The organism is Arsenicibacter sp. R0_47 (assembly GCF_057652235.1).
Window position 1 is genome coordinate 140,824 of the sequence record NZ_JBYFCJ010000003.1, and the last position, 21,923, is coordinate 162,746.

Annotated in this window: 19 protein-coding genes; 11 read left to right on the top strand and 8 right to left on the bottom strand. The window is 54.7% G+C overall.

Annotation, left to right across the window (positions count from 1 at the left end):
* Positions 1 to 4: 4 nt before the first annotated feature.
* The 3 genes from AC23NW_RS06590 to rsmH all read right to left on the bottom strand — a co-directional run bounded on the left by AC23NW_RS06590 (position 5) and on the right by rsmH (position 3,577).
* Positions 5 to 2,155: a penicillin-binding protein gene (locus AC23NW_RS06590; RefSeq protein ID WP_487448478.1), complete on the bottom strand. Its 2,151-nt coding sequence runs from the start codon at positions 2,153 to 2,155 to the stop codon at positions 5 to 7.
* Positions 2,148 to 2,543 (bottom strand): FtsL-like putative cell division protein, encoded by a 396-nt coding sequence (locus AC23NW_RS06595; protein WP_293833917.1) that lies wholly within the window; start codon positions 2,541 to 2,543, stop codon positions 2,148 to 2,150. The genes AC23NW_RS06590 and AC23NW_RS06595 overlap by 8 nt, the downstream gene beginning before the upstream one ends.
* Before the next feature lie 119 nt (positions 2,544 to 2,662).
* Positions 2,663 to 3,577 carry a 16S rRNA (cytosine(1402)-N(4))-methyltransferase RsmH gene (rsmH, locus tag AC23NW_RS06600; RefSeq protein WP_487448480.1) on the bottom strand — a complete coding sequence of 305 codons (915 nt, stop codon included), beginning with the start codon at positions 3,575 to 3,577 and terminating at the stop codon, positions 2,663 to 2,665.
* A 146-nt stretch (positions 3,578 to 3,723) separates the two neighbouring features.
* Between rsmH and AC23NW_RS06605 the strand changes: the two genes are divergently transcribed.
* A complete protein-coding gene (locus AC23NW_RS06605) occupies positions 3,724 to 4,977 on the top strand; it encodes a TlpA disulfide reductase family protein (protein WP_487448481.1) in 1,254 nt (417 codons plus the stop codon).
* Positions 4,974 to 5,660 carry a TVP38/TMEM64 family protein gene (locus AC23NW_RS06610; RefSeq protein ID WP_487448483.1) on the top strand — a complete coding sequence of 229 codons (687 nt, stop codon included), beginning with the start codon at positions 4,974 to 4,976 and terminating at the stop codon, positions 5,658 to 5,660. The genes AC23NW_RS06605 and AC23NW_RS06610 overlap by 4 nt, the downstream gene beginning before the upstream one ends.
* A gap of 2 nt (positions 5,661 to 5,662) precedes the next feature.
* Here AC23NW_RS06610 and AC23NW_RS06615 read toward each other — a convergent pair whose 3' ends face one another.
* From AC23NW_RS06615 to AC23NW_RS06625, 3 genes are all read right to left on the bottom strand, one after another.
* On the bottom strand, positions 5,663 to 6,103 hold the full coding sequence (locus tag AC23NW_RS06615; RefSeq protein ID WP_293833924.1) for a MarR family winged helix-turn-helix transcriptional regulator: 441 nt from the start codon (positions 6,101 to 6,103) through the stop codon (positions 5,663 to 5,665).
* Positions 6,090 to 7,013, bottom strand: a complete 924-nt coding sequence (locus AC23NW_RS06620) for a DoxX family membrane protein (RefSeq protein WP_487448484.1) — start codon at positions 7,011 to 7,013, stop codon at positions 6,090 to 6,092. The genes AC23NW_RS06615 and AC23NW_RS06620 overlap by 14 nt, the downstream gene beginning before the upstream one ends.
* Before the next feature lie 77 nt (positions 7,014 to 7,090).
* On the bottom strand, positions 7,091 to 7,465 hold the full coding sequence (locus tag AC23NW_RS06625; RefSeq protein ID WP_487448485.1) for a VOC family protein: 375 nt from the start codon (positions 7,463 to 7,465) through the stop codon (positions 7,091 to 7,093).
* A gap of 131 nt (positions 7,466 to 7,596) precedes the next feature.
* Here AC23NW_RS06625 and AC23NW_RS06630 point away from each other — a divergent pair, with 131 nt between their 5' ends.
* Positions 7,597 to 9,495, top strand: a complete 1,899-nt coding sequence (locus AC23NW_RS06630) for a hypothetical protein (RefSeq protein ID WP_487448486.1) — start codon at positions 7,597 to 7,599, stop codon at positions 9,493 to 9,495.
* Between the two features lie 7 nt (positions 9,496 to 9,502).
* Here AC23NW_RS06630 and AC23NW_RS06635 read toward each other — a convergent pair whose 3' ends face one another.
* A complete protein-coding gene (locus AC23NW_RS06635; protein WP_487448487.1) occupies positions 9,503 to 10,318 on the bottom strand; it encodes an alpha/beta fold hydrolase in 816 nt (271 codons plus the stop codon).
* A gap of 17 nt (positions 10,319 to 10,335) precedes the next feature.
* Between AC23NW_RS06635 and AC23NW_RS06640 the strand changes: the two genes are divergently transcribed.
* From AC23NW_RS06640 to AC23NW_RS06670, 7 genes are all read left to right on the top strand, one after another.
* A complete protein-coding gene (locus tag AC23NW_RS06640; protein ID WP_293833928.1) occupies positions 10,336 to 10,806 on the top strand; it encodes a MaoC family dehydratase in 471 nt (156 codons plus the stop codon).
* 126 nt (positions 10,807 to 10,932) lie between these two features.
* Positions 10,933 to 11,670, top strand: a complete 738-nt coding sequence (gene fabG, locus AC23NW_RS06645; RefSeq protein WP_293833942.1) for a 3-oxoacyl-ACP reductase FabG — start codon at positions 10,933 to 10,935, stop codon at positions 11,668 to 11,670.
* Between the two features lie 114 nt (positions 11,671 to 11,784).
* Positions 11,785 to 12,924 (top strand): acyl-CoA dehydrogenase, encoded by a 1,140-nt coding sequence (locus AC23NW_RS06650; RefSeq protein ID WP_177225864.1) that lies wholly within the window; start codon positions 11,785 to 11,787, stop codon positions 12,922 to 12,924.
* Between the two features lie 170 nt (positions 12,925 to 13,094).
* Entirely contained in the window at positions 13,095 to 14,021 is a 927-nt protein-coding gene (locus AC23NW_RS06655) for a helix-turn-helix domain-containing protein (RefSeq protein ID WP_071504458.1), read from the top strand.
* A gap of 107 nt (positions 14,022 to 14,128) precedes the next feature.
* On the top strand, positions 14,129 to 14,869 hold the full coding sequence (locus tag AC23NW_RS06660; protein WP_071504577.1) for an acyl-[acyl-carrier-protein] thioesterase: 741 nt from the start codon (positions 14,129 to 14,131) through the stop codon (positions 14,867 to 14,869).
* Positions 14,870 to 14,936: 67 nt separating this feature from the next.
* A complete protein-coding gene (locus tag AC23NW_RS06665) occupies positions 14,937 to 15,848 on the top strand; it encodes a DUF1338 domain-containing protein (RefSeq protein ID WP_071504457.1) in 912 nt (303 codons plus the stop codon).
* Positions 15,849 to 15,893: 45 nt separating this feature from the next.
* Complete coding sequence (locus AC23NW_RS06670) at positions 15,894 to 18,917, top strand: FAD-binding and (Fe-S)-binding domain-containing protein (protein WP_487448490.1); 3,024 nt, start codon at positions 15,894 to 15,896, stop codon at positions 18,915 to 18,917.
* Positions 18,918 to 19,046: 129 nt separating this feature from the next.
* Here the strand turns inward: AC23NW_RS06670 and AC23NW_RS06675 are convergent, their stop codons facing one another.
* Positions 19,047 to 19,976, bottom strand: coding sequence for an MBL fold metallo-hydrolase (locus AC23NW_RS06675; RefSeq protein WP_071504455.1), 930 nt, complete (start codon positions 19,974 to 19,976; stop codon positions 19,047 to 19,049).
* 253 nt (positions 19,977 to 20,229) lie between these two features.
* On the opposite strand from AC23NW_RS06675, the gene AC23NW_RS06680 reads away from it, so the two are divergent.
* A complete protein-coding gene (locus AC23NW_RS06680) occupies positions 20,230 to 21,840 on the top strand; it encodes an McrB family protein (RefSeq protein ID WP_487448491.1) in 1,611 nt (536 codons plus the stop codon).
* Positions 21,841 to 21,923 lie beyond the last annotated feature (83 nt).

Below are 21,923 nucleotides of genomic sequence, written 5' to 3' on the forward strand. Positions count from 1 at the left end.
GTGTTTACTCAAGCACCAGCGAAATGGTCTTAACACCTTTTGTCGGTGTGCCGGGTTCAACAGACTGTTCTTTTACCCGCCCTTGTCCGGTTATACTGACACGAATCCCTCTGTTTTCGAGGACATACAGCGCATCGCGGAGTGTCAGTCCCCGCACATCAGGAACACGCTTTGTATTCGATGACTGGCTTTTCCAGCCGCCGTTCGTTGTTTTGAGTACCCAGCCGTCGGTGTCCGGTTCGCCGGCCAGCGCCAGTTCGGTACTGATGGTATGCAGGTCTTCGGCCAGACCGGCTTTCAGGTCCGGTAAATGCCCGCTAGCCTGCTTCACCAGCGGCGGGTGCATATGAATGTCAAAGGCATGAATCCGGTCGGCCACCTCCTTAAACACCGGTGCGGCTACCTTACCGCCATATAACGAATCGTTATTGCTGAAGCGTGGGTTATCAATAGCGGCCAGGACCGTATACTTCGGCTTATTGGCCGGGAAATAGCCGATAAACGACGAGTAATAACTACCGGCCTGCCCCATTTTTTTCTGGGCCGTTCCGGTTTTACCGGCCATGCGGTAGTAGGGGGACGCAATACTGCGGGCGGTGCCGTGTTCGACAACTCCCTCCAGCATTTTTTTCGCCAGCTTAATGGTTCGTTCCGAGCAGAACGGCTCAGGAGCAACATACGGCTGGTTATCAACAATCACTTCGTCGGCGAGCCGGACCTGTTTCACAATCATCGGGCGTACCCACTTACCATCGTTGGCAACAGCATTGTAGAACGTCGCCATCTGGAGCGGGGTTATCAGCATTTCGTAGCCGTACGACATGAATGTCAGCGAGGTGCGGCTCCAGCCTTTCATCTGCGGATTGCGGATAAAGGGCTTAACTTCCCCTTTCATGTGAATGCCGGTCGGCTGGGTCAGTTTAAACTTGTGCAGGTATTGGCAGTAGCGGTCCGGCCGGCTGTAGAAATAGTCTTTCATCATCAGATGAATCCCGACATTCGATGATTTCTCAAATACCTGCTGCGCCGTTATGGTGCCATAACCGCCCCGCTTGGAGTCGGTGATTTTAACACCCCGATAGGTCGTTGAACCGTCGCCGGTAGGGATCTTTTTGCCGGGGGTAATGGCGTTTTCTTCCAGCAAAGCCATCATCGTGACCAGCTTGAAGGTCGAGCCGGGGTCTGTGCGACCAGCCAGTGCGTGGTTGAAGTTTTCGAAATAGCGTTCGCCCGAGCGGGTCAGGTTAGCAATGGCTTTGATTTCGCCCGTAGCCACTTCCATGACCAGCACACAGCCTTTGTCGGCCTGAAATTTTTCCATGTACTTCCGCAGCGACGATTCGGCAATGTCCTGATAATTAACGTCGATAGTTGTGTACAGGTCCATACCCGGTTCCGGACGCATATCGGGTCCGTCTTCAACCGGTTTTTTTACCCCGCCCGACAGGATCTCAATCAGTCCGACGGCATTTTTGCCGGCCAGTTCCGGCTGGTAGCTTTCTTCGAGCCCGCGGAGACCTTTGCCGTTTTCGGGGTTCAGCATACCGAGTGTCCGTTCTGCCATGGTGCCGAACGGGTGGTAGCGTTCGTAATACGCCCGGAATACCCCGCCACCGCCACGGTAAATTCTGGTGCGTTTAAGGTTACTCTTATCGGGATGCGTCACAATCCGGTCACGCTTCCGGAAAAAAGGCCATCGCCGCATGTATTCCCGTTCCGAAAAGCTGATTCGCCGGGGCAGTGGGACGTATTGCCGGCCTTCTTCCCGTGCATCTTCGGCCAACCGGATGTATTCCTGCTTCGTCCGGTCGCGGAACACGTTGTGCAATACCGTACCGAGCGAATCTTTTTTTCTGGCGAAAAACAGGGAGTCGGCTACGGTGGGGTCAAGGCCGACATCGTAGGAGGGGAGCGAGGTAGCCAGCAGACTGCGTCCGTCGGCCGCGTAAATGTTTCCCCGCATGGCACGAAGGGTATCCTGCCGGATTTTAACGCCTTCGAGCCGCTCAATCCAGCGTTTGCCTTCGTATACCTGAAAAAACTGCACATAAACAAGTTTGCCCACAACGGCCACCGCAAACAGGGCGATGGCAATGAAGGCCAGCGTTGCCCGCAACAGAAATTCCTGCTTAATATTGGATGACTTCTCACTCATCGGATTTAACAATTATTTTGCGGGGTGGGGTCTGGCCGTCCGTTAAGCCCAGCGGGGCCACCCGTTTACTGAGTTCAGATTGTTTGCCGCTTTTCATGAAATCAGCTTCCAGCGTAGTGTATTTTGCCCGAAGCTCATCGACACTGGTTTTGGTCTGCTGAATCTGCCGGACCAGCCGTTCGGCGTTGTGGTTGAGCCCGACGTAAATCGTCATCAGAAACGTAATCCACAAAATGCGTTCGATATTGCGGATGGGCCATGCGTTATCACCTTCACCAAACAGGTGGTCGAAGCCAATGACATTGTCAATGACCATACGCAGCCGGCTCTTCCGCTTCTGGCGGATTTCGGCTTTGACTTTTGGGGTACGGTATGTATTCTTTGCCATACGTTGCTTGTCGTATGGGCGACCCCGTGTGGTCGCCCCGTGGATGATTTTTTGTCGCCCATGTGGATGGTTTTGGGCGCCCACGTGGATGATTTTTGGGCGACCACGTGGGGTCGCCCCTACGGTTTTTCGGCGATGCGTAACTTGGCGCTGCGGGCGCGGGGGTTACGGCTGATTTCTTCTTCGCTGGCTTCAACCGGTTTGCGGGTTACCGACTGAAGGGGCTTGAGGTCGTTACCAAACAGATCCTTTTCCACTTCACCGTGAAATTTGCCTTTGTTGATAAAGTTCTTCACCAGCCGGTCCTCCAGCGAATGATAGGACATAACGACCAAACGACCGCCGGGATTGAGTACGTCGGGGACCTGGAGCAAAAATTCTTCAAGCACCTTCAGCTCTTCGTTCACTTCAATGCGGAGGGCCTGAAAAACCTGCGCGAAATACTTATTTTCCTTACCCCTCGGCGCATACCGTTGCAGGGCGGCTTTCAGATCGTTAACGGTTTTGATCGGGCTGTTCAGCCGGCTGGCGGCAATGGCGCCGGCTGCCGTGCGGGCATTGGTGATTTCGCCGTATATACCGAGGATACGGTGCAGCTGGTCTTCAGGGTAGTTGTTTACCACGTCGGCGGCAGTCTGCTCGCCCTGCTGGTTCATACGCATGTCGAGCGCGGCATCGTAGCGCGTTGAAAACCCTCGTTCGGGGGTATCGATCTGGTGCGACGAAATGCCGAGATCGGCCAGGATACCGTCGATTTTCCGGATGCCATATAGCCGCAGATACCGTTGCAGGTAGCGGAAATTGGCCGCAACAAAGGTCAGGCGCGGGTCGCCCATGTGCTGTGCCTGGTTCCGGGCATCGGGGTCCTGATCAAATGCAATCAGCCGGCCGCCTTCCAGCCGCTGGAGGATGGCCCGGCTGTGGCCGCCCCCGCCGAAGGTTACGTCAACGTAAATGCCGCCCGGGGTCAGATTCAGGCCGTCAAGGCACTCCTGAAGCATGACCGGGGTATGGTAAGTGCTATTTTCAGTCATAAAGACACGTATGGGTCGTTGTTTTCAGACAAAGCCCGAGCCGGCAAGGAACCAATCCGAAACTTTTGTCAGTTACAAACTTAGCAAATCGCGCCCGATTGTGCGGTAGTAAACGGCAATCCTGACCGGCGTTATTTTTTAATGGTATGAAGAAAAACCTGACCATCTGTCTGCTTGCGTTTCTGGGAATGCCGGTTCTGGTATCTGCACAATCGGCGGCTGCGGTTAAATCCGGTACCTGGCGTGCCGTAATCAAAAACGCGGGCGGCGAGCTGCCGTTCGGCCTCGATGTTCAGCCGGCTGCCGATCCGGCTAAGGGTGCAAACACGTACACCGTCTACGCCGTGAATGGTGCCGAACGCCTGCCGATGGATGCGGCCAGTATGCAGGGCGATACGCTGCGGATTCCGATGGCGTTGTTTGATTCGGAAATCGTAGCGCATGTTTCCGGAAATACCATGAAAGGGTACTGGAAGCGCCGCCGCGTAGCACAGCAATACCAGACGCTGCCGTTTGAGGCACAATACGGCGCCGCGGCAAGGTTCAGGCCAACCACAACCGATCAGGCAAAAGCTGATTTCGGAGGTACGTGGGCTGTCACGTTCAGCGAACCGGATGGCAGCGGTGCGTATCCGGCGGTGGGCATTTTTAAACAAACCGGCAATCAGGTGACCGGTACGTTCCTGACCGAAACCGGCGACTACCGTTATCTGGCCGGCAATGTGTACGGCGACAGCCTGCTGCTGTCGTGCTTCGATGGCTCCCACCTCTTCACGTTCAAAGCAAAACAAAACGCTGACCGCACCCTGAAAGGCGATTTCTGGGCGGGCGTGGCCGGTCATGAAATCTGGACCGCAAAGCCCGACCCGAAAGCGGCATTGCCTGATCCGGCCAAACTGACGTACATCAAAGAAGGCCAATCGTTCGCTTTTTCGTTTCCGGAACCAAACGGAAAGCAATTATCACTGAATGATGACCGTTTTGAAGGGAAAGTGACGGTTGTGCAGATTCTGGGTACATGGTGCCCGAACTGTATGGACGAGACCCGTTTTCTGGCTCCGTGGTACAAGCGGAATCAGAAGCGTGGCGTCGAAATCGTTGGCCTGGCCTTTGAAAAAACGGCCGATCTGGCGGAGTCCGGCCCGAAAATACAGCGGATGAAAGAGCGCTTCGGCGTTGACTATCCGGTGTTGCTGGCGGGTACAAACGACAAGGCTGAGGCGTCTAAAGCGTTACCTGCCCTGAATCGGGTAGTGGCCTTTCCGACAACGATTTTCATCGATAAGAAAGGCAAGGTGCGGCATATCCATACGGGCTTTTCCGGTCCGGGAACGGGTAAGTATTACGATCAGTACATCGGAGAATACAACCGGCTGATCGACAAATTATTGGCTGAATGACCCCAACAAAAAAGCCGGTGATACCGGCCGTGGCAGGTGTGCTGCTCACGGTAATGCCCGTGCTGACCAGTTCATTTATCACGTATGAAGTAATTACCCGTGAGACCGTGTTTGCGGCCTGGACGGGCCCCGAATGGCTGATCGCCACGCTGGTGTGTTGTGTCACCTCGACCTTCGCGCTGACCCCTCCGACGTTTCTGGCGCTGGTATTCGGCTATTTTTTAGGCTGGCCGGCCCTGCTTCCGGTGTTTTTCCTGAACATGGCGGCCATCGCGCTGGTCAATCTGCTGGTGCGTTTCCTGAACCAGCCCCAACTGCTGACCTATCTCGAAAACAATAAAAATGCCCGTCAGGTGCTGGCCCGAATTCACCAGCGGGAGCTTTGGTTTATTTTCTTCGCCAAGCTGTCGCCGGTACTGCCGTTTGCGCTGACCAACCTGGTGTTTGCCTTGTCGGGGGCCCGGCTGCGGAATATTCTGCTGGGCGGCTTCATGGGCATGATTCCGCGGACAATCCTCGCCGTAGGGGCAGGCTTGCAGGCGCAGGAGCTGCGTCAGCTGCTGGAACACCCGAATCAGGCCAGCGGTATGCAGCTGGCAACCATTGGCCTGTTCGTGGCGTCGATTATCGGGTTCTGGCTGGTGCTTGGCCGCTACAAACCCGGCGAAGTGCCTCATGCCTGAGGCTATCCGGCATGCTGAATTATTTTTTGCAGCGTCTGGTAAAAACCGGTGAGCTCCTGCATATCAATAGTTGAGCTACGAAACAGTTCAGTAATTTTCTCCGGAATACAGACTGCCTTTTCCTTGAGGGCCTGACCGCTTTCGGTCAACGCAATCAAGACGCTCCGTTCGTCGGTCACCGACCGCTTCCGGCTGATGTACTGCTTTTGTTCCAGCCGCTTCAGCAGGGGTGTCAGGGTGCTGGTTTCCAGATACAGCCGTTTGGTAAGCTCACCGACCGGCTGGTTATCGGTTTGCCAGAGCGCCAGCAGCACCAGATACTGCGGATAAGTAATGTCGAGTTCCTCCAGCAGCGGGCCATACATGCGCGTCGTCAGCCGCGATGCCACGTAGAGCGGAAAGCAAAGCTGGTTTTCCAGACGGAGCATTTCATCGGTTGTCATGCTGTAAAAGCGATTTAATCGTGGCTTCCATGTCTTCCGGTTTGGTGGTCGGGCCGAAGCGCTTCACCGGATTACCGTTTTTGTCGAGCACAAATTTCGTGAAATTCCATTTGACTGCACTGCCCAAAACACCGCCCAGTTTAGCCTTCAGATAGGCAAAAACCGGATGCGTACCGGCACCATTAACATCAACTTTGGCAAACATCGGAAAACTCACCCCGTAATTCAGCTGGCAAAATTCCTGAATATCATCGGCCGAGCCTGGCTCCTGGCCGGCAAACTGGTTGCACGGAAAACCCAGAATTACCAGCCCTTCGCTGCGGTATTGCTTGTACAGCGCTTCCAGCCCTTCAAACTGTGGCGTCAGGCCGCATTTGCTGGCTGTGTTGACCACCATCACCACATTGCCACGGTAGGTGTCCATCGGCGTTGTGCGGCCTTTGATGTCTTCCGCCTGTAAATCATAAAAATGCTTCGCCACGGTTGCCGCGCCGCTAAACTGCACCATGAGGTAGCGCAGGGCACCTGTCGACCAGAGTGCCCACAGGACCAGTACCGGCTGGAAAAATAACCGGATCAGCCGCTTCTGGTCGGTGTCAAGGCCGAAGGCATCGGTATGGTTGAGGTACTGCGCAATGTTCCCCGGAAAAATCAGAATATAAAAGGCGGCCAGCGCTAAACCGGCGTTTATCCGTTGTTTGGCCCCAAAGGCCATACTCGCTCCAAGCAGTATTTCCACGACACCCGACAAAATAACAACCACGTCCTTACTGAGTGGTATCCAGTTTGGTACCTGCGCCTGAAACTCTGCCCGTTGAAACGTTAAATGACCGATACCGGCCATGAGCATCAATAATCCGAGAATAACCCGGAAGATGTTCTGTATTGTAGTGGTTTGGTTTGTCTGCATGTTTTTATCTTTTACGATTATATCGTACACGATACAAATGTATGTGTTTTTTCTAAAACAGCGTATAGCGAAAAATGTTACCGGAAAAACTGGGCGAAGTGCCAGAGTACCCCTGCCGGATCAATCAGCAGGCATTCATTATCCCAGTCGTTGTATTGAGTCGGGACGAGGTGGATATTTTCGTATTTGGTTTCGAGACCGAGTTGCCGGAGGTAGGCCAGGTAGTCGTCGGCATTGTCGACCTCGATCAGGATCATGGTGTTTTCCACCCATTCCTTGACGTAGTAGTCCTGCAGGTAGAAGCTAACGTCATTAAGGGTGAAGAGCGACATTTTTTCCGAGATAATATGCTCGTCAAACCCCAGATCGCGGTAGAACGCCCGTGAGACGGCATATTCTTTCGCACCCACAAAGGCGCGGAGTGATTTTACTGGTTGCTTTGTCGTATCCATTTGCTGCCAAAGATGCAAAAGTTTCGGGAGGTGGGGCGTGGTAGTAGAAATTAATACCGTATTCTAAATCATCCGGCTGAGCCGGAATGGCTGACGTTATTTTTAAAACCGGTTTCATGCACACATCCCTCATGAAAAAACTCGTATTTCTTGCTACTGCCTTTCTGCTTCCGGCCCTTACCCGGGCGCAGCTTACCCGTGAACAACGGCTGGAAACAACCGTCATCGGCTGGGACCCGACAAATTACTACGACCGCAATTATAAGCCGAAAACATTGCCGGTTGATAGGCAGCGGGAAGGGTATGTGGACAAATTCGCGGAGTGGGTGAAGAAAAGCTACACGCCCGTAGCGGGCCTGGGGGAGTACCAGCGCTACGTCAGAGAATACAACTATCAGGTGCTGTTCAGTGTCTGGGATGTCGATTACAACTACCTGAATGCGCAGAAAGGCTTTAAACCAATCGGAGAAACGGGCTTCCCGCGCTTCCAGGTCGGGGCCAATCTGCTGGCCGGAACTTCGGATATCACGTTTATGACGTCACCGGATGCGTGGTATTTTACCATGGAGCCCAAGGGGTTTGCCCCGTTCGGCAGGCAGGATGCCATGAAGGGCCGTAATCCGGACATTGATCCGAACGTGTCCCGGTACCTGACATGGTACAACGAATACACCTGCGCCGTTTACCTGACGCCCGGCAATAAAATGCCCCTGATTCCGGTAACAAAGGGCGAGTTTCTGGCCCAAGCGCTGGCGTCGATGGATGGCGTGCTGGAAAAAATACGGAAAGACGAAACCGAAAGCTGGCGCGACCGGCCCGAAAACGTGCCTTCGGTGATGAAGCTGAAAACGGAGGAAGTCGATAAGGTACGGGCCAATATCCGGAGTCTGCAAGATAAATACCGCAGTCGCCTGAACGAACCGGCCGAAGTAACCAACGCGCAGTTCGACTGGCGGCAGATCACGACCGGCAGCTGGGATGTATTTACAAACGCCCCCAATTCATCGTATTATCCGGTGTATAAAATTGGTGCAGAGACCATTGCGAAGATGCGGGGTGCGGAACCGGTCTGGGTCGCCGCTATTTTCCCGTACCACACCAAAAACGACGGCAATAAAAAGTACGAGGTGTATGCCGCCATGACCCGCAACCTGAATTATGCGTACATCTACAATTACTTTTTTGCCCCGGACAAGGTGAAAGGCATTGCCTACACCCCCGCTAACGAAGCTGAACTGAACGCCCGGCTTGAGGCTTATGGCAAGCGGAATGCCTATACCGGTAGTGCGCCGGCTCCATCAGCCGCCTTACCGGCCAACGTGCATTTTCAGGAAACGTTCAGTAAGGACGCCGTCGGCAGCGAACCTGCTGACTGGTATTATTACCGGACGGGCAGCACCCCGTTTGCGGTGGCCAACCTGCCCGGCACCAGCGGCAACTGGTTGAAAATGGGCGTGGGCCGCAGCATTAAACCGATGTATCTGAAAGCGCCGTTGCCGAAGAACTTTACGCTGGAATACGACGTGGCGACCGATAACGGGTTTTCGGGCCGGACGGGGGGAGCCGTGGAGCTGATGATCACCAGCCGCCCGCTGTCGGCCAACAATTCGGAAACAAAAAGCAATTTACCGAAAGATGCATTGATCACCGTGCGGGTTGAGGCGGGCAATGAGGCCGATTATGCCAGTAATTACCGCGGTTTGCTACGGGTGAAGATCAGCAACACACCGGACGTAAACGAGGAGAATTTTGTCAAGGGCATCACGGCCGAATATCCGCTCAAGGCGTTTACTAACCGGAAAACCAGCGTTCACATCAGCGTTCAGGTGAAAGACGGAGCGGTGTCGGTGCTGGTGAATAACAGCGTAGTAATCAAGCCTTCAGACTTTAAGATGACATACGGAGGGGCCTGTAAGCTATGCGGCGTCGATCCGGCGCAGTCGTTCAGCAACCTGCTCTGGAACAACGTCACCAACGACAGTCAGGCGGTCGGCGTGTATATCGGAAATGTAAAGGTGATGCGAGAGTAGGGGGAGTTTACTTCCCCCAGCTCTCCGCAATCCGCTCCACCAGCCGGTTGTGCCCGGCTTTGATGACGCGGACATCGTAGGCCTGTAGATAGCGGGTAAGGGGGCGCATGGCGGAGGGTGGCAATACGCGGTCGAAGTAGCCCATGAAAAACCGGACTCGTATGTTGGCTTTGTTGAGGCGCTCCGCCAGCGGCTTCAGCCCTACCTGCATCTCGCGGAAGCCCAGCCACGACCGGTAGACGCGCTGCCGCTGAATGGGCGTCGCCAGGGTGCTTTCGGCGAAGCGCAGCAGGCTGCGGTCGAGCAGGCCAAGCCGGGTCAGCAGCAGACCGGCGCGGTGCAGATTGGCCAGGTGGGCCAGAAAATACCGGAACAGCCACCGCCCCGCCCGCGAATGAATGGCAATCCAGTACCAGGGCGAAATGGTGATGCCATCGGGCGAAAACAGCCACAGCTCGTCAATGCGGCCGGCAAACAGTTCGGTGGTCGTCAGCGCAAAACGGCCGCCCAGACTGAACCCCGCCACCGAAAACCGGTCGATGCCCTGCTGGTTGATAAACGTCATGATCAGTTCTTGCCAGCGTGCTTTGGTCAGGACTTCTCCCTCCGTATATTCGTCGCCAGACAAACACGAACTGTCGCCGTGGTAAAATAAATCGAAGCTGTAGATCGTAAATTCATCACGCAGCACACGGTCGAGCGGGGCAAAGCAGGTGCTGCGCTGTCCCATACCGTGGAACGCCAGCAATGCCCGCGGCCCCGTACCAAACCGCTGGTAGGTAAGCCGGCTGCCCTGATCGGTAAATGTGTGTACGTCATTCATACTAAACCCCAATGCCTATGCTAACATTTTCAACACTAACGGATTTCGCGGCCCACGTTGGCAAACCGCTCGGCGAATCCGACTACCTGACCGTTACGCAGGAGATGGTCAACCAGTTTGCCGATGCTACCGGCGATCACCAGTGGATTCACATCGATACGGCACGGGCAGCCCGTGAATCGCCTTACCGGACCACCATCGCTCACGGCTTTCTGACGCTTTCGCTGGCGCCCAAACTTATGGAGACCATCTACCGCGTTGAGTCCGTAAAAATGGGTATTAATTACGGGACCAACAAAGTACGGTTTACGGGGGCGGTGCCCGTTGGCAGCCGCCTGCGCTTATCGGCGGTGCTGCAGCATGTGGAGCCGCAACCCGCCGGCGCCGGCACAACCGGTCTTCGGGTGATTACCGACATTGCCTTTCAGCTGGAAGGGAGTGATAAACCGGCCTGCGTTGCCGAGTGGATTACGTTGCTTTTTGAGTAATGAGTTACCACAGAGGACACAGAGGAATAGCACAGAGAACACGGAGCTACTATATCGTGTCACTCCGTGCCGGACTTCGTGAAACTCCGTGGTTTATGAGCAAATAACGAATACGAAAATCATAACATGCGTCTTGAAAATAAAGTAGCGATTATCACGGGCGGGGCTCGTGGGATTGGCAAGGCCGCTGCCGAAGTATTTACCCGCGAAGGGGCAACGGTCATTATCTGGGATATGCTCGACGAGGGCGAACAAACGGCCGGAACGCTTCGGGAGGCTGGTTTTCAGGCTGAGTTTGTAAAAATCAGCGTTACGGATGTGCCGGCCCTCGAAGCCGCCGCCCGCGACGTGGTGGAGCGGTATGGCCGGATTGATATCCTGATCAACAATGCGGGTATTACGCGTGACCGTACGCTCCTGAAAATGTCGCATCTGGAGTGGCAACAGGTTATTGATGTGAACCTGACCGGCGTTTTCAACTGCACCAAGGCCATTGTGCCGTACATGGTTGAGCGGGGCTATGGCCGGATTATCTGTACCTCTTCGGTGGTCGGGATTCACGGCAATTTCGGGCAAACCAACTATTCGGCGACCAAAGCCGGTGTCGTTGCCATGTGCCGTACGTGGGCGAAGGAACTGGGCCCGAAAGGCATCACGGCCAATGCCGTTGCGCCCGGCTTTATCCGGACCGACATGACCGATGCCATGCCCGAAGAAGCGCGGCAGGGGGTAATCCAGACCATTCCGGTGAAGCGCATGGGCGAGCCGAACGACATTGCCTGGGCCTATCTTTTTCTGGCCTCCGACGAGGCGTCGTTTGTCAACGGACAGGTGCTGGGGGTCAACGGCGGACAAGCCAGTTAATTTTAATTAAAACCGTATGCATGCATACGGTTTTTTCTTATTTTTACGACACTTCATATCAATTAAAAACCAAAAGACGTGCTTATGGCATCGGGAACACTCGAACTGCAGGGATTGAACTTTAACTTAACCGAAGAGCATCTGGCGGTGCAGGAGGCCGCCCGCGATTTTGCGCAGACCGAACTGTTGCCGGGTGTGATCGAGCGGGACAACGAAGCGAAGTTTCCGGCGGAGCAGGTCCGGAAAATGGGAGAATTAGGCTTCCTGGGCATGATGGTCTCGCCCGAATACGGCGGGGGCGGCATGGATACCGTTTCGTATGTGCTGGCCATGGAAGAGATTTCCAAAGTCGATGCGTCGGCGTCGGTGATTATGTCGGTCAACAACTCGCTGGTGTGCTGGGGCCTCGAAGCGTTCGGTACGGAAGAGCAGAAACAGAAGTACCTGGTTCCGCTGGCTACCGGCGAACGGATCGGCGCATTCTGCCTGTCGGAGCCCGAAGCCGGTTCGGATGCGACCTCACAACACACCACGGCTGAGGACAAGGGAGATTATTATTTATTGAACGGTACAAAGAACTGGATCACCAACGGCAACTCGTCGGGCACGTGTCTGGTCATTGCGCAAACCGATGTTGCGAAGAAGCACCGGGGCATCAACTGCCTGATTGTGGAGAAAGGAACGCCGGGCTTTACGGTCGGTAAAAAGGAAGATAAGATGGGTATCCGGTCCTCTGATACGCACTCCCTGATGTTCTCTGATGTGAAGGTGCCGAAAGAAAACCGCATCGGTGACGATGGTTTCGGCTTCAAATTCGCGATGTCAACGCTCAACGGCGGCCGGATCGGTATTGCCGCGCAGGCGCTGGGCATTGCGTCGGGAGCCTACGAACTGGCGCTGAAATACGCACAGGAACGCAAAGCCTTTGGCCGTCAAATTTTTGATCATCAGGCAATTCAGTTCAAACTGGCCGAAATGGCGACGAAAATTGAGGCGGCCCGGCTGCTGGTTTTCAAAGCGGCCCGGCTGAAGGATGAGCACAAGGATTATGTACAGGCAGCGGCGATGGCCAAGCTGTATGCCTCCGAGGTAGCCATGTGGGTAACGACCGAGGCCGTCCAGGTCCACGGCGGTTACGGATACGTAAAAGAGTTCCACGTAGAGCGCCTCATGCGCGATGCAAAAATCACGCAGATCTATGAGGGTACATCTGAAATACAAAAATTAGTGATTGCCCGGGAGCTTATTCGATAAAGGCTTTCTACGGGAAATTAAACTATTTTAATGCTAAGCGCGTATTTTTCTTAAATACGCGCTATTTTTTTTTATTATTCGGAAATAATTATACTTGTATTAGTTTTGTACAAATTATTAGTTTTGTGCAAATTTGAAGCACCAAACTAAGGGGGCAAAACTTTCGGGCTATGGAAGACTACAATAAAATAATTGAATCGCTGGGTGTAAAGTACATCAAATCGCGAAACATCCGGATTTTGCAGCCGATTACAATCGTCAACTACTATGATGTTGAAAATACCCTGACTATTCTGTACAACGGTGAGGTATCGTTTGGGGAAGAAAAACAGAAGGTTGAGGTTGGTGATATGCTCTTTATCCCGGGGGGGAAGCACTTAACGGTAACCTATGGCGAAGGCACATCGGTGAAAACCGTGACGAACGAGGAGTTCATGACTCATCGGGAGCTTTATTTCGAAGCGAACCGGCACCCTGAGCGGATTGGCAACCTGCCAAACTCATTTGCCTACATTTCGTTTGAGGCAAAAGTGTTTGACTCGGTTAACTTTTTCAACTCACTGGATATTCCGCCGTTTATCATCAAACATGATGAGTCGCTGGCCCGTACCATCAACCAGATTCTGGCTGAAGACATGCTGGATACGGCCGGTAAGGGACGGATTATCAAAATCAAAACGGAAGAGATCGTTATTGAGGTCATCCGCTACATCCTGAAACACCGGTTGTTTGTTGAGCAGCTGGTGACTAACAGTACGTATTTCAAAGATCCTCGTCTGATCGACATCTTTGCGTACATCAAGGATAACCTGGGCGGAGACCTTTCCAATAAAGTGCTGGCCAACGTGGCTAACGTATCGGAAGATTACGTAGGGCAGTATTTCAAGATGCTGACCGGTATCAACCCGCAGGATTATATTGAGTACCAGCGCATGGAAGCGGCGGTTGGCCTGTTGCGGACAACCAAGAAAAGCATCCGCGCAATTGGTGCCGAGGTAGGCTATAAAGACACGGCGTACTTCTGCCGTCGTTTCAAAATGATGTTCGGTATTCCGGCCGGCAAAATGCGTCGCCGCGAGTCGCTGATGAACGTGTAAGCTTCAGGAGATATTTCTTTGACAGAAAGCAGCTGCCGGCAACGACAGCTGCTTTTTTCATGTCCGGCATCAGCAGGTTTCGGGAAACCAACCGCTATTTTTGCACGATGAGCTTTATTCAGACAGATACGTACCAGGTCCGCAGCTACGAAACCGATGCCAGCGGACGGCTTAGTGTGCCGACGCTCATGAACTGGATGCAGGAGTCCGCCAACCGCAACGCCCTCGACTATGGCATCGGCATGGCCGATCTGGCACGGCAGGGGTTCGGCTGGGTACTGATGCGCTTCCGGTTGCAGATCAAGCAATATCCTGTTTACAATGACATCGTGACGGTAAAAACCTATCCGACGTTTGTAGAAAAGTTTTTCATCTACCGCGATTTTCAGGTGCTGGCGGCCGATGGCTCTGTACTGGCCGTGGCCAGCAGCGTCTGGCTGACATTTGGCATGGAGCGCCGGACGATGGTGCCGCTGCCGCCCTTTATCCGCGCCGTTGACCCGCCGGCCGGTATCGTACCGCAGGAGAAATTATCGCTGAAGCTCGATTCGGTGCCAATGGCCGGTTGTGTGACGCAGGAGCAGCCGGTGCGGTTTTACCACCTTGATCAGAATCAGCACACCAACAACGTCTGTTATGTGCAGTGGCTGCTGGAGTCGGTGGAGGCCGATACACTGCGGCAGCACCGGCTGACGGAACTCGACTTGTTTTACCGGGCCGAAAGCCACTGGCAGGATACGCTGCTGGTCGGGTCCCGGCGGCTTGAAGAGGGACTGAATTACCAGCACCGCATCGAACAAGCGGATTCGGGAAAAGAGCTGCTGATCGCCCGGAGCGTGTGGCAATAGACCGGCGTGAGTAGTAACTTTGTTAACAATCGCGTAATTTCCTATATCACTTACCAATTTGACGAGTATGAGCACTTCATCAAACAACATAGAAACCCTCGACGGCGTCATGAACGGCCTGATGAGCCGCTATCGGGAACGTGTGCCCGATGTAAACGGAATCATCGATGCCATGATTGCTGACGGCGTCATTGCCTCGGCCGGCGATATTGAAAACGACCATATTGCGTTCCGGACCATGGGCGTGCCGAATCTGGGCATCGCTTCGTTCGAGAAAATATTTCTGCACTATGGCTACCAGAAGCGCGACGAGTACAATTTTATCGAAAAGAAACTGACCGCGTACTGGTTCAGTCCGCCGGAACCGCGTTTTCCGCGCATTTTCGTGAGCGAACTGCGGGTGCATGAGCTGTCGGAAACGGCGCAGCAGATCATCCGCAACTACACGGATCAGGTCACGAGTGACCCTGTTGATGCCCTTGACCTCGACGATGCGCAGGCTGTCGATGCCTTCCTGCACCAACCCCTTTGGGAAACCCCGACCCTGGCTGATTACCAGACCCTGCTGGCCGAGAGCGAGTATGCGGCGTGGGTAATCTATAACCGCTATTACCTGAATCACTTCACCATCAGCGTGCACAACCTGAAGGCCGGATACAATACCATTGGCGAGTACGTGGCCTTCCTGGAGCAGCATGGCTTTAAGCTGAACACGGCCGGCGGCAAGGTAAAAATCAGTCCGGACGGTGATTTGCGGCAGTCGTCGACGGTGGCGCAGATGATTGATGCGGACTTTGCCGGTGGCGACACCTACCGCATTGCCGGTTCCTACGTCGAATTTGCCGAGCGGCTCGTATTGCCGCAGTTCCGGAACCTGTCGCCGGAATCCGTTACGCGCGCGCACCGCCGTGAGGGCTTCGAGACGGGCAATGCCGATAAGATTTTCGAAAGTACCTTTACCTCCCAGACCGGGAAATAACCTACGCGACCGGCTCCGGCTGGTCGCCAGACCTGACTCAACTGCATGTTTTACGTACCTGCCCAATTGCCTTTTGCCCGACTGCGTCCTGATTTTGAGGGTGACCTGTATTTCGACCAATCGCCTGAACACAGAGCGCAGCGGATGTTGTATGCCACCGATGCGTCTGTTTATCAGGAGATGCCGGTTGCTGTGGCTCTGCCCAAATCTGTACAGGACCTGAAACGACTGGTCACGTTTGCCCGCGAACAACGGGTCGGCCTGATTCCGCGAGCCGCCGGTACATCGCTGGCCGGTCAGGTGGTGGGTAGTGGAATTGTGGTCGATATGTCCAAATACTTCGGGCAGATTCTGGCCGTAAATCAGCAGGAGCGTTGGGTACGCGTACAGCCGGGCGTCATCCGTGACGATCTGAATGCGCACCTGAAACCATACGGGTTGCTGTTCGGCCCCGAAACGTCAACGGCGAGCCGTGCAATGGTCGGGGGAATGATCGGTAATAATTCATGCGGCCTGCATTCGATTGTCTGGGGAACCACCCGCGACCATTTGCTGGAAGTAAAAACGGTACTTAGCGATGGAGCCGAAGTAACGTTCGGGCCCTTGACCCGCGCGGAGTTTGACGCAAAATGCCGTGGTGAGCACGTGGCCAGTCCGCTCGAACAGCGGCTGTACCAGCAGTTCCGCGACTGGCTTTCAGATCCCGAACGGCGGGAGACAATCCGGACGGGCTATCCGAAACCCACCGTTTCGCGCCGGAACACAGGCTACGCCGTGGATGCGCTGCTGCCGTTTTTTGACGAACCCGCTGTTGCGGATGTGTCAGCCATCCGGAACGAAATACGTGCGGATCTGCAATCCGCTTCTGTATTCAACTTTGCCAGCCTGATTGCCGGTTCGGAAGGTACGCTGTGCTTTGTCACGGAAGCGAAGCTGAATCTGCTGCCGCTGCCGCCGAAGGAAGTGGCGCTGGTGTGTGCCCATTTCCTGACCTTACGCCAGTCGCTGGAAGCCAATCTGGTAGCGCTGGCGCACCGGTGCATGGCTTCGGAACTGGTAGACGACTACATCCTGCAACTGACGAAAACCAATATTGAACAGGCCAAAAACCGGGGCTTTGTGGAAAGTCACTCGCAGGGCGGCGACCCGAAAGCGATCCTGATGGTTGAGTTTTTCGACGATACACTGGCGGGCGTGGAGGCGAAAGCCGGAAACTTTGTGGCTGCCCTACAGGAAAAAGAACTGGGCTATGCCTGGCCGGTGCTGTATGGTGAAGAAACCAAAAAGCCGTGGAACCTGCGAAAAGCCGGTCTGAGTATTATGTACAACGTGCCGGGCGATGCTAAACCCGCCAACGTGATTGAAGACTGTGCCGTTGATCCGGTTGATTTGCCGGATTACATCGATGAACTGGAGCACATGGCCATGGAGCGGCACGGACTGGCGCTGGAATACTCGGCACACGCCGGTGCCGGTGAACTGCATGTGCTGCCGCTGATTAACCTGAAATCGTCGGAGGGGCAGAAGACATTCCGTGATCTGCTGGCCGATACAGCAGCGCTGGTTAAAAAATACGGCGGCTCGCTGTCCGGTGAACACGGTGACGGCCGGTTACGGGGCGAGTTCATCGCCTTTATGCTGGGCGAGGCCAATTACAAACTGTGTCAGGAGATTAAGGTGCTCTGGGATGAGCCGCGCATTTTCAATCCCAACAAGGTGGTCGATACGCCGCCGATGAACCAGTTTCTGCGCTACGAAGCCGACAAGGCCATTCCGCAGCCTAAAACCGTGTTCGACTTTTCGGCGCATGGCGGCATGCTCGAACTGGCTGAAAAGTGCTCGGGTTCGGGCGATTGCCGCAAGACCGAAATTACGGGCGGAACGATGTGTCCGAGCTTTATGGCAACCCGCCGTGAACGGGATACAACCCGCGCCCGGGCCAACATGCTCCGGCATTTTTATACCGAAACAGATTCACCCGCCGAACACGATTATGAAGCGGTGAAAGAGGTACTGGACCTGTGTCTGTCGTGCAAGGGCTGTAAAGCGGAGTGTCCGTCGAGTGTGGACATTGGCCGCATGAAGGCCGAGTTTACGCAGCAGCACTACCGCGCGAAAGGGGTTCCGCTGCGGGCGCGGCTGGTGGGTAACTTTACACGGCTGATGTCGCTGGCCAGTCTGGCGCCGTGGGCCTACAATGCCATTTATGACGCGCCGGCCCTGCGTCGGGTAGCCAACAAGCTCGTGGGCTTTCACCCTGAACGGACTATGCCGAGGCTGAGTGCCAAAACCCTGCGGGCATGGAGCAAAGGTACCAGACCGGCTGCTCCGGCGGTGAATGGTACGGTACTTTTCTTCTGTGATGAGTTTACGAACTTCAACGATGTGGAGGTTGGTCAGAAGGCCATTCAGCTGATGGAGCGGTTGGGGTATGCCGTGCAGCTGCCGGAACACGGAGAAAGCGGCCGGACCTATCTGTCGAAAGGGTTGGTGGACGATGCCCGTGAACTGGCAATCCGCAACGTAACCCTGTTCAAAAACCTCGTGAGCGAAGACCGGCCGTTGGTCGGGCTGGAGCCGTCGGCCATTCTGACATTCCGCGACGAATATCCGGATCTGGTGCCCGATGAGCTGAAAGCGGCTGCGCAGCACATTGCCCGCCACACCTATCTGTTTGAAGAATGGTTTGCCCATGAAGCGGATGCCAAACGGATTCGTACCGAGGCGTTCCGTACCGACACGCGGATGATTAAGGTGCACGGCCACTGTCACCAGAAAGCGCTATCGTCGCTGGTACCGGTGAAAAAAGCGTTGTCGTTGCCGAAAAACTATACGGTTCAGCTGATTCCGTCGGGATGTTGCGGGATGGCGGGTTCGTTTGGCTATGAGAAGGAGCACTATGACTTATCGATGCAGATCGGTGAGCTGGTCTTATTCCCGACCGTCCGGCAGCAGCCCGCCGACGTGTTGATTGCGGCGCCCGGCACAAGCTGCCGCCATCAGATTAAAGACGGCACCGGCCGCAAAGCACAGCATCCGGCCGAGATTTTGTTTGAGGCTTTGGTGTAAGGATTATAGTTTTTTGTCATCCCGACCGCAGGAGGGATCTCTGACCACAAGAATGCGGTAAGATCCCTCCTGCGGTCGGGATGACAAACGATACAAATGCTATCTGTAGATAAATATAAGAATATTGTATCACAACCCCAGCCGTTGACCCTGCTCGGCCAGATGAAAGCCGTTCTTTTCGATCAGCTGCTGTGCCGGACTGCCCTTCTGTAAGGCCGGATTGGTGTGATTGAGATGGATGAAGTATACCTTCCCGCGTTCGGTCAGTGGTAATTTGGCGAGCCGCTCCATGGTTTCCTGCACAAACGGGTGCGGAATTTCTTTCATCGGCCGCCCCGGAATTTCACCGTCGGCAAAAAACGTCGCATCGATCAGCACATAGTCGTTAGCCTGGATAATCGCTTCAATCGGCCGTTCCCACTGTTCCCATTTGTCGATGTCGGGAATAAATACCGCTTTCCGGTTAGGCCCTTCAATCCGGTAGCCGACCGTTTCGGTGTATTCCGCGCGGTGCGGCACCAGCAGCGGGGTAACCCGCAACCCCTGACTGATCTGCAGGGTACTATCGGCTTTAAGCGGTTGCAGGGCAATATTCGACAGCTTCAGTAACTGGTTCCAGGGCCCGAATTGCCGCACAAAGCCCTGCATCTGTGGCATGGCATATACCTTTACCTGTTGTGCGCCCATGACCTCCCGCCCCAGATGCATCAGTCCGGAATAATGGCCGATATGGCCGTGGGTGATGAAAATGCCGTCGAGCGGTTTGGTAGCCGGTGCGGGGGACGTTTGCTGAAGCCACCGTAACTGCTCCCGGAAGTCGGGGGTAGCGTCGAACAGCCAGCGCTTGCCGGAAGCCGGTTCAACCAGCCCCAGACACGACACGTATCGCTCAAGTGGCGGATTTGCCCAGACCGGTGCGCAGCAGGATTTTTCACACCCTGCCTGCGGATAACCGCCGTCCTGCGCCACGCCCAGCACCAGCAAAAACGGCTGGTCAGTCGATTGGGCCAGCACGGAAACCTGCAGCAAAAGGAACAGACCGGAGAAAAAGGATTTCATAGGCAAACGGTTATCAGTGCCGGAAGTTAATTAAAAACCGACAGGATTACGGGATGAACAGGAGACTTGCATCTAACGAACAGGTAAAACGGAAATCATGTAATCCTGTCAAAAGAAAGACAGCCGGAGACTTGCAGAACTGCGCCTTACGAACGGACAAAACGAAAATCATGTAATCCTGTCAAAAGAAAGACAACCGGAGACTTGCAGAACTGCTCAAAAAACTGTCCGAAAAATTGTAGTTTAGCCGACTTTGTCTCAGATTAAATACCGCATGATTGCCGACAATCCGCAACAACACCTCGTCGAACGTATCCGGGCCATTGACCATCCGGAAGCCATCCGGCGCTACTTCGGGTTACTGAAAGAGCTGATCGATATTGTGAATCTGCCGAACGGCGATCCACGGCTGGCGTTTGTGGTCCGGAAAGATAAAACAGCGATTGCGGCCAATGTTAATTTTTTTCAGGCGTTACGACTCCACAAACCCCGCTACGGAGAGGTCGAGTACTGGCTGACGGTTAAGCGCGATTGTCAGGAAAAACTAAGCCGCCTCGATATTGCTGAGTTTATTCCGCTGACGGAAAAATCAGACTATGTATCGGCGGTGTTTGGTCAGGCCAATGTGCACCTGCTCACCCATCCGGTGTTGCGGAAATGCTGGGAAGACTGCCTGCTCGAACTGGCCGAAAACAGCAAACGGGGTCCGCATACGGCGCTGCATAACCCTGCCGTCTATAAAGCGGCCGAAGACGAAGCCTATCTGAGCGATCTGCTGCGGCTGGCAGACGACCCGACACTGGCCGAACGGGGGCTGACCGCTGAGGTACAGGAAGAAGCAGGCGCCTATACCGCACCGGTACCGTTACAGCCCGATCAACCCCGGAACCTGATCTTATACGGCCCGCCTGGTACCGGCAAAACCTACGCGACCCGCCACGAGCTCAGCAACGAAACCGCCGATTTTGTGACCTTTCATCCGGCGTTCAGCTACGAAGAGTTTGTGGAAGGCATCCGGCCGGAGACAATGGGCAATCAGGTGCTGTACCGCGTCCGGAAGGGCTTGTTTTACCGCGCCTGCCAGAACGCCCTGCAAAAAGCCGGTTATCCGACCATGGCCGATTGCCTGAACGACAGCGCCGGCAACCGGCAGCGTAAACTGGCGCAAGCCCCGCCGCACTTCCTGATCATCGACGAAATCAACCGCGCCAACATTGCCAGCGTCCTTGGCGAACTCATTACCCTGCTCGAAACCACTAAACGGCTGGGGCAACCCGATGAGGTCTGGCTGACGCTGCCCTACTCGCAGGAACGCTTCGGGATTCCGGGTAATCTGTATGTGGTTGGCACCATGAATACCGCCGACCGGTCAATTGCCCTGCTTGATCTGGCGTTGCGCCGCCGGTTCAGCTTTCGGGAGGTGCTGCCTAACCCCGCGTTGCTGTCACCCGTTGACGGGATTGATATGACAGCGTTGTTGCGGGTAATCAACGAACGGATTGAATACCTGTATGACCGCGACCACCAGATTGGCCACGCTTATCTGATGGGCATTGAAACGGTGATAGAGCTCTGTGCCGTGTTCCGCGACAGCATCATCCCGCTGCTACAGGAATATTTTTATGGCGACTGGCGGAAAATACAGTGGATACTTGGTGATCATAAGGCGTGGGGTAAAGCACCGGAACAACGGCTGATCTGGGTCAAAAAGCAGTACACCCCAACCATGACCCGCGACCTGTTCGGCGAAGATCCCGAAGTAGCCGACGAGGTAGTGACCTACGAAATCAACCCGCATCTGGTAAGCGGTGCTTTTGACGAAGTTCCCAAAGAGGCATTTAGCCACATTTACCAGCGGCCGTAATACCACAAAGGCACGAAGAAAAGAAGGAGCACGAAGGTTTTATCTCAGAGCAGCCTTATGGTTTACGTGTCTTGTCTTCCGAT

What these genes read in the sequence shown, in the direction of transcription:
- AC23NW_RS06590 (WP_487448478.1), bottom strand. Translation starts at nt 2,155, where the DNA reads ATGAGTGAGAAGTCATCCAATATTAAGCAGGAATTTCTGTTGCGGGCA.
- AC23NW_RS06595 (WP_293833917.1), bottom strand. Translation starts at nt 2,543, where the DNA reads ATGGCAAAGAATACATACCGTACCCCAAAAGTCAAAGCCGAAATCCGC.
- rsmH (WP_487448480.1), bottom strand. Translation starts at nt 3,577, where the DNA reads ATGACTGAAAATAGCACTTACCATACCCCGGTCATGCTTCAGGAGTGC.
- AC23NW_RS06605 (WP_487448481.1), top strand. Translation starts at nt 3,724, where the DNA reads ATGAAGAAAAACCTGACCATCTGTCTGCTTGCGTTTCTGGGAATGCCG.
- AC23NW_RS06610 (WP_487448483.1), top strand. Translation starts at nt 4,974, where the DNA reads ATGACCCCAACAAAAAAGCCGGTGATACCGGCCGTGGCAGGTGTGCTG.
- AC23NW_RS06615 (WP_293833924.1), bottom strand. Translation starts at nt 6,103, where the DNA reads ATGACAACCGATGAAATGCTCCGTCTGGAAAACCAGCTTTGCTTTCCG.
- AC23NW_RS06620 (WP_487448484.1), bottom strand. Translation starts at nt 7,013, where the DNA reads ATGCAGACAAACCAAACCACTACAATACAGAACATCTTCCGGGTTATT.
- AC23NW_RS06625 (WP_487448485.1), bottom strand. Translation starts at nt 7,465, where the DNA reads ATGGATACGACAAAGCAACCAGTAAAATCACTCCGCGCCTTTGTGGGT.
- AC23NW_RS06630 (WP_487448486.1), top strand. Translation starts at nt 7,597, where the DNA reads ATGAAAAAACTCGTATTTCTTGCTACTGCCTTTCTGCTTCCGGCCCTT.
- AC23NW_RS06635 (WP_487448487.1), bottom strand. Translation starts at nt 10,318, where the DNA reads ATGAATGACGTACACACATTTACCGATCAGGGCAGCCGGCTTACCTAC.
- AC23NW_RS06640 (WP_293833928.1), top strand. Translation starts at nt 10,336, where the DNA reads ATGCTAACATTTTCAACACTAACGGATTTCGCGGCCCACGTTGGCAAA.
- fabG (WP_293833942.1), top strand. Translation starts at nt 10,933, where the DNA reads ATGCGTCTTGAAAATAAAGTAGCGATTATCACGGGCGGGGCTCGTGGG.
- AC23NW_RS06655 (WP_071504458.1), top strand. Translation starts at nt 13,095, where the DNA reads ATGGAAGACTACAATAAAATAATTGAATCGCTGGGTGTAAAGTACATC.
- AC23NW_RS06660 (WP_071504577.1), top strand. Translation starts at nt 14,129, where the DNA reads ATGAGCTTTATTCAGACAGATACGTACCAGGTCCGCAGCTACGAAACC.
- AC23NW_RS06665 (WP_071504457.1), top strand. Translation starts at nt 14,937, where the DNA reads ATGAGCACTTCATCAAACAACATAGAAACCCTCGACGGCGTCATGAAC.
- AC23NW_RS06670 (WP_487448490.1), top strand. Translation starts at nt 15,894, where the DNA reads ATGTTTTACGTACCTGCCCAATTGCCTTTTGCCCGACTGCGTCCTGAT.
- AC23NW_RS06675 (WP_071504455.1), bottom strand. Translation starts at nt 19,976, where the DNA reads ATGAAATCCTTTTTCTCCGGTCTGTTCCTTTTGCTGCAGGTTTCCGTG.